5 protein-coding genes are annotated in these 6,577 nt (G+C 63.2%); all 5 read left to right on the top strand.

Annotated features, from left to right (window positions below):
• The first annotated feature begins 19 nt into the window (after nucleotides 1–19).
• Nucleotides 20–964: a sugar ABC transporter permease gene (locus RIF85_RS13795; RefSeq protein ID WP_309072477.1), complete on the top strand. Its 945-nt coding sequence runs from the start codon at nucleotides 20–22 to the stop codon at nucleotides 962–964.
• Nucleotides 954–1,892 (top strand): carbohydrate ABC transporter permease, encoded by a 939-nt coding sequence (locus RIF85_RS13800; protein ID WP_309072473.1) that lies wholly within the window; start codon nucleotides 954–956, stop codon nucleotides 1,890–1,892. Before RIF85_RS13795 ends, RIF85_RS13800 begins: the two co-directional genes overlap by 11 nt.
• 76 nt (nucleotides 1,893–1,968) lie before the next feature.
• Nucleotides 1,969–3,273: an extracellular solute-binding protein gene (locus tag RIF85_RS13805; protein ID WP_309072474.1), complete on the top strand. Its 1,305-nt coding sequence runs from the start codon at nucleotides 1,969–1,971 to the stop codon at nucleotides 3,271–3,273.
• Between the two features lie 45 nt (nucleotides 3,274–3,318).
• Nucleotides 3,319–4,629: an extracellular solute-binding protein gene (locus RIF85_RS13810; RefSeq protein ID WP_309072475.1), complete on the top strand. Its 1,311-nt coding sequence runs from the start codon at nucleotides 3,319–3,321 to the stop codon at nucleotides 4,627–4,629.
• Between the two features lie 24 nt (nucleotides 4,630–4,653).
• Nucleotides 4,654–6,577: DUF6807 family protein (locus tag RIF85_RS13815; RefSeq protein WP_309072476.1), on the top strand; the 1,924-nt coding region annotated here is incomplete at its 3' end.

Below are 6,577 nucleotides of genomic sequence, written 5' to 3' on the forward strand. Positions count from 1 at the left end.
AGTGCGGAAAGGACCGGCGATGTCAGCCCTGTCTGAGATGTCGCGGCTGAAGAAAGAGCCGCGCGGAAGTAAGCGAAAGCTGACCGCAGCCGAAAAGAAAGAGGAGCGGGTCTCCTATCTGTTCCTCGCTCCATGGTTGGTAGGCCTGGTGGTCATTACCATCGGGCCGATGGCGGCGTCGCTTTACCTCTCCTTCACTGACTACAACCTCCTCCAGCCGCCGGAATGGACCGGACTGGACAACTATCTTCGAATGTTCGAGGACACCCGCCTTCAGAACTCGCTCGGGGTGACCTTCCTCTACGTCTTCGTCTCCGTCCCCCTCCAGCTCATCGCAGCACTGGCGCTCGCACTGATCCTGGACCGCGGCATGCGGGGACTCAGCTTCTACCGCTCGGTCTACTATCTGCCGTCCCTGCTCGGCGGCTCTGTTGCCATCGCAGTGCTGTGGCGGCAGATCTTCGGCACCTCCGGCCTGATCAACCAGCTCCTCGCCCTCGTTGGCATCGAGGGCATGGGGTGGATCGCCGACCCGTCCACGGCACTGGGAACCCTGATGGTGCTCAACGTGTGGACGTTCGGCGCACCGATGGTTATTTTCCTCGCCGGACTGCGCCAGATTCCGACCATGTACTACGAGGCTGCGGCCATGGACGGTGCGTCCAAGGTACGTCAGTTCATGACCATCACGGTGCCGCTGCTGACACCGATCATTTTCTTCAACCTGGTGCTGCAGATCATCGGAGCATTCCAGTCCTTCACCCAGGCCTTCGTGGTCTCGGGCGGCACGGGCGGCCCCGCCGACTCGACGATGTTCTTCACGCTGTACCTCTACCAACAGGGCTTCGGCAACTTCAACATGGGTTACGCCTCGGCCATGGCCTGGCTGCTGTTGCTCATCATCGCGGCCTTCACCTTCATCAACTTCATCGCCTCGAAATGGTGGGTGTTCTATGACGACTAAAATCGCGCCCCAGACCAATACGCCCCGCGAAACCACGCGGAAGCAGGGTCCCGCTACCCCGCCGGTCCGCCGGAAGAAGGGCAGCGACGAGGAACTGCACGGAAGCGCTGGACGCCGGCTGCTGAAACACGTTCTGCTCACCATCTTCGGCATCATCATGCTCTACCCCCTGCTGTGGATGCTCGTCAGTTCACTGAGGCCAAATGACGAGATTTTCCGGGAAGCCGGTCTCTGGCTGACCACGTTCGAGATCAGCAACTACACCGAAGGTTGGAACGCCCTGCAGTCGCCGTTCGGGCATTACATGATCAACTCGATGATCGTGGTGATCGGCTCGATCATCGGCAACCTGGTCTCCTGCTCCATGGCGGCCTACGCCTTCGCCCGGCTGAAGTTTCGGCGTCGCAACTTGCTCTTTGCCATCATGCTCATGACCATCATGTTGCCGATCCACGTGATCATCGTGCCGCAGTACATCATCTTCTCGGAGCTGGGCTGGGTGAACACCTTCATCCCGCTGGTCCTGCCGAAACTGCTCGCTACCGACGCGTTCTTCGTGTTCCTCATGGTGCAGTTCATTCGCGGTCTACCCCGCGAGCTGGATGAAGCTGCCCGTATCGACGGCTGCGGCCATGTGCGGATCTTCACCCGCATCATCCTTCCGCTGATGGTGCCGGCGCTGGCAACCACCACCATCTTCACCTTCATCTGGACGTGGAACGACTTCTTCAGCCAGCTGATCTACCTGACCGACCCCGAGATGTACACGGTGCCGGTTGCACTCCGATCCTTCGTGGACAGCACCGCCACCTCCTCCTGGGGCTCGATGTTCGCCATGTCCATCGTTTCCCTCCTTCCGGTCTTTCTGGTCTTCCTCTTCGGCCAGAAGTACCTGGTCAAGGGCATCGCCACCACCGGCATCAAATAACCTCCCGTCCCGACAAACCAGCGCATCTCCCTACACCTGAGCGCGACAGACACCTGACAGATAGGAAAGAAATTCAATGAGGAAGTTCTCCCGCCCTGCCCGCACGATCACTGCGGCCTCAATGGCCCTGGTCTTCGGTGCCTCCCTCGCCGCTTGTGGAAGCGGCGGCAGCGAGGCCGCCGGTGACGGCAACCTGCGCTTCTCCTGGTGGGGTTCGGACCCGCGCCACGAGGCAACGCAGGAAATCATCGACATCTACGAGGCGAACAACGAGGGCGTCACCGTCGCCGGCGAGTTCTCCGACTTCTCCGGCTACTGGGACAAGCTGGCGACGACGACGGCGGGACGGGATGCGCCCGATGTCATCACCATGGACGAAAAATACATCATGGAGTATGCGGGCCGCGGAGCGCTGACCGACCTCACGGAACTCGAGAATCTGGACCTGTCCAAGTTCCCCGAAGCCGCGCTGGATCTGGGGCGCTACGAGGACGGTGTCTACGGTCTCAGCACCGGACAGAACGCCTACTCCGTGATGGTCAACGCAGACCTCTTCGCCGAGGCAGGCGTGGAGATCCCGGATGACAGCACGTGGACGTGGGATGACTACTACAAAATCTCCGCGGAGATCAGCGAGAAGCTGGGCGATGTGAAGGGAACCGACTACGGCGCGCTGGACGGCGACCTGCGCATCTGGCTCCGGCAGAACGGGGAGGAGCTGTACAACGAGGACGAGCCGGGCACGGTCGGATACTCACAGGAGAACCTCGTCTCATGGTTCGAACACCTGCTCAACGTGCGTGACACCGGCGGCGGCGTCAGCGCAGCCCAGTTCACTGAAGCTGCTGCAGGCACCTTCGAAGCTGAGAACTTTCCGACCAAGAAGGCCGCCATGGGCTGGTACTGGTCCAATCAGCTCGGCGCGCTGCGCTCGGCCACCGGTGATGATGTCCAAATCCTCCGGGTGCCTTCACCGTCGGGCAATGCTGAGGACAACGGCATGTACTACAAGGCGTCCATGTACTGGTCCATCTCCAGCCAGTCCGACGACCAGGAAGCAGCTGCCGACTTCGTGAACTTCCTGGCGAATGACCCGGCTGCCGCCGAAAAGATGCTCGTCGACCGGGGTGTTCCTGCGAACCCGGACATGGCCGCAGCAATCGAGCCGAAGCTGGATGAGGCCCAGAAGACCGTTGTCTCCTTCCTTGAGGAGATCGAGCCGGAGGTGTCGGATTCGCCGAAGCCATCGCCCATCGGAGCGGGAACCGTGCAGGAGACAATCGTGCGCTACGTCGGTGAGGTCCTCTTCGACAACCTCACCCCGGAGAAGGCAGCCGAACAGCTGACCACCGAAATCGAAGGCATGATCAGCGCGGGCTGATCCGGTCACCACCATCCATTCACTCAACAGACAGGACGAGGTTCAATGAAGAAGATCTCCCGTTCAACCCGCACACTCACGGCCGCAGCTGCAGCCGTCGTTCTCACCGTTTCACTTGGCGCCTGCGGCAATGGCGGCAGCGGCGGCACCAATGCCGGCGACGGCAATTTGCGCTTCTCCTGGTGGGGTTCGGATCCGCGCCACGTGGCGAACCAGGAAATCATCGACCTGTTCGAGGCGGAGAATGAGGACATCACCATTGAGGGTGAGTACTCCGATTTCAGCGGCTACTGGGACAAACTCGCGACGACGACGGCAGGCCGGGATGCCCCCGACGTCATCACCATGGACGAGAAGTACCTCCAGGAGTACGCCGGGCGGGGTGCCCTGGCCGATCTGAGCACCCTCGAGGGCATCGACACCTCCAAGTTCGACGACGATGCCCTGAATCTGGGCCGCTACGAAGAGGGTCTGTACGGGCTGACCACCGGCCAGAATGCCTACGTGGTCATGGCCAATGAGGACCTCTTCAAGCAGGCCGGCATGGAGCTCCCGGATGACTCCACCTGGACCTGGGATGACTACTACCGGATCTCGGATGAGCTGGCGGAGAAGCTCGGCGGAGATATTGTGGGCACCGACTATGGAGCCCAGGATGTCGACCTGAGGATCTGGCTCCGCCAGCACGGTGAAAACCTCTATAACGACGACGAACCGGGCACGGTCGGATACTCCCCTGAGAACGCCACGGCCTGGTTTGAGCACCTCCTCGAAGTACGCGACGGCGGCGGCCCCAGCGCTGCCCGCTACACCGAGGAGATGTCGGGTTCCTTCGAGGCGGGTGGTTTCGCGACCAACCGCGCGGCGATGGGTTGGTACTGGTCGAACCAGCTGGCAGCGCTTCGCACGGCGAGCGGCAGCGATGTGACCATGCTGCGGGTGCCGTCCGAGAGCGGATCAGCGGCAGACAACGGCATGTATTACAAGGCATCCATGTACTGGTCGATCTCCAGTCAGTCGGATGACCAGGAAGCAGCGGCAGAGTTCGTCAATTACCTTGCGAACAATCCCGAAGCGGCAAAGAAGATGTTGGTCGACCGCGGCGTTCCTGCCAACCCTGACATGGCTGAAGCCATCGCCCCTGAGCTCGACGAGAACGACCAGGCTGTTGTGGACTTCCTCGACGAGATCCGTCCCGACATGGCAGAGCCTCCCCTGCCCTCCCCCGTAGGGGCCGGCGGTGTCCAGGACATGGTCAAGCGCTACGTGTCCGAGGTGCTGTTCGACAAGCTGACCCCTGAGCAGGCCACTGAAAAGATGACCGCAGAAATCGAAGGGATGATCAGCGCAGGCTGATCATCCGCAGAACGGAACGTGAACATGCTCGACCCCGCACCCGGCCAACTGCACCCGTCGGAGCACGCTGCCGGTGACACCACCGCCGTCGCCCGTGTTGCCCTCGTGGGTGTCCACGGCTACGGTGCCCGGCACCTGGACAATCTCCGGCGGCTGGAGAACGACGGCGCTGCACGGCTTGTGGCAGTGGCTGACCCGCACCCGCCGGCTGACGGGGTGCTGGGTGCGGAGGTAGGGGTGTTCACATCGCTGGAGAACCTGCTCGCGTCGGGGGTGGCACCCGACGTCGTCGTGATAGCCACCCCCATCCAGGCGCACGCGCCGCTCGCGCATACCGCGATAGCGGCCGGCGCGGACGTCTACCTCGAGAAGCCGCCGGTGGCGTCAATGGAGCAGTACGAAGCCCTCCTGACTGCTGCGGAGGAAGCCGGCGTAGCCGTGCAGACCGGGTTCCAGAGCCTGGGCTCCGCAGCGCTGGACCGGCTCGACGAACTCGTGGCATCGGGATCGTTGGGCTCGGTTCGGGGCGTCAGCGCACTGGGAGCCTGGGTTCGAACCCGAGGTTACTTCGCGCGCTCACGCTGGGCGGGAAAGCGAACGCTGGACGGAGTGGACGTGGTCGACGGCGTGGCCACCAATCCGCTCGCCCATGCGGTTGCAACCGCCCTTCGTGTGGCCGGTGCAAGGGAAGCCTCCGACGTGGCTACCGTCGAGACGGACCTGTACCGGGCCCACGACATCGAGTGCGATGACACGTCCACCCTCCGGGTCCGGAGCACTTCCGGCACCGTTGTCACGCTCGCACTCACCCTGTGTGCCGCGGAGCAGACGCGTCCCAGCGTCACGCTTCACGGCACACAGGGCACGGCGGTGCTCTACTACACCGAAGATGAGCTCGCCGTTACTACTGCTGACGGCACGACGACGGAGCACTTCAACCGGACGAACCTCCTGGACAATCTGCTGGACCACCGTCTACACGGCACTCCCCTGCTCAGCCCGCTGTCCTCCTCCGGAGCCTTCATGCGGGTTCTCGATGCTGTCCGGTTGTCCCCGCCGCCGCAGCCGATCGATCCTTCTTTCATCACCTGGGTGGGTTCGGGAGACGATGCGCATCCAGTGGTGCGCGGCATTGAGGACCTGCTGCAGCGGGCCTGCCTCGCCCAGGCGACCTTTACGGAGCTGGCCCCGGGCTGGGAGCGACCGTCGTCGTCTGTATCCCTTTCGGTGGACGGCCAGGACGTGGGTACGTACCGCGAGGGCACGACCGTTTCACCGATGCTTGCCCCGCGCCCCTATCTGCATCCGATCACAACACGAGGCGGCGTTGTGGTGAGCGACCATTTCCCTGCGGACCACGTCTGGCATCTTGGGGTCGGTGTGGCTATCCAGGACGTCGACGGAGTCAATCTGTGGGGCGGGCGCACCTACCGGCGCAAGGAGTCGGGCTATGTCTGGCGCCCGGACCACGGCCGGATCTCCAGGACGGCCCTTTCACGGCGTGGAAACTCCCTGGAGGAGACCCTGCGCTGGAGCGGGCCCGACGGTACCGCGCTGCTGCACGAGGCCCGACGCATCAGCTGGCGCGCAGTGAACGAAGCGGTCTGGGCGCTCACGCTCGATTTCACGCTGACGCCTGTGGCTGATGGCGCAGTATCTCTCGGCAGTCCCGGCTCTAACGGCCGGATCGGCGGCGGTTACGGCGGCTTCTTCTGGCGCCTGCCCGCCTGCGAAAGCCCCTCCATAACGACGGCGGACGCCTCCGGTGAGGAGGGGGTCCACGGCACAGTATCGGAGTGGCTGTGCTGGCAGGGACGATTCCAGGGTCAGGAGGCCACGCTCGTCTTCCTGCCGAATGACGCAGCCGGCGACCCGTGGTTCGTGCGGGCCGCAGGCTATCCGGGAGTCGGACTTTCCCTCGCCTGGGACCGGCCCGTAAGCGTCACCC

This window comes from Arthrobacter sp. (assembly GCF_031179385.1).
Taxonomy (GTDB): Bacteria; Actinomycetota; Actinomycetes; order Actinomycetales; family Micrococcaceae; genus Arthrobacter_D.

Bases quoted from the DNA above. Each gene is read 5' to 3' on its own strand.
- RIF85_RS13805 (WP_309072474.1), top strand. From the start codon at position 1,969: ATGAGGAAGTTCTCCCGCCCTGCCCGCACGATCACTGCGGCCTCAATG.
- RIF85_RS13810 (WP_309072475.1), top strand. From the start codon at position 3,319: ATGAAGAAGATCTCCCGTTCAACCCGCACACTCACGGCCGCAGCTGCA.
- RIF85_RS13800 (WP_309072473.1), top strand. From the start codon at position 954: ATGACGACTAAAATCGCGCCCCAGACCAATACGCCCCGCGAAACCACG.
- RIF85_RS13795 (WP_309072477.1), top strand. From the start codon at position 20: ATGTCAGCCCTGTCTGAGATGTCGCGGCTGAAGAAAGAGCCGCGCGGA.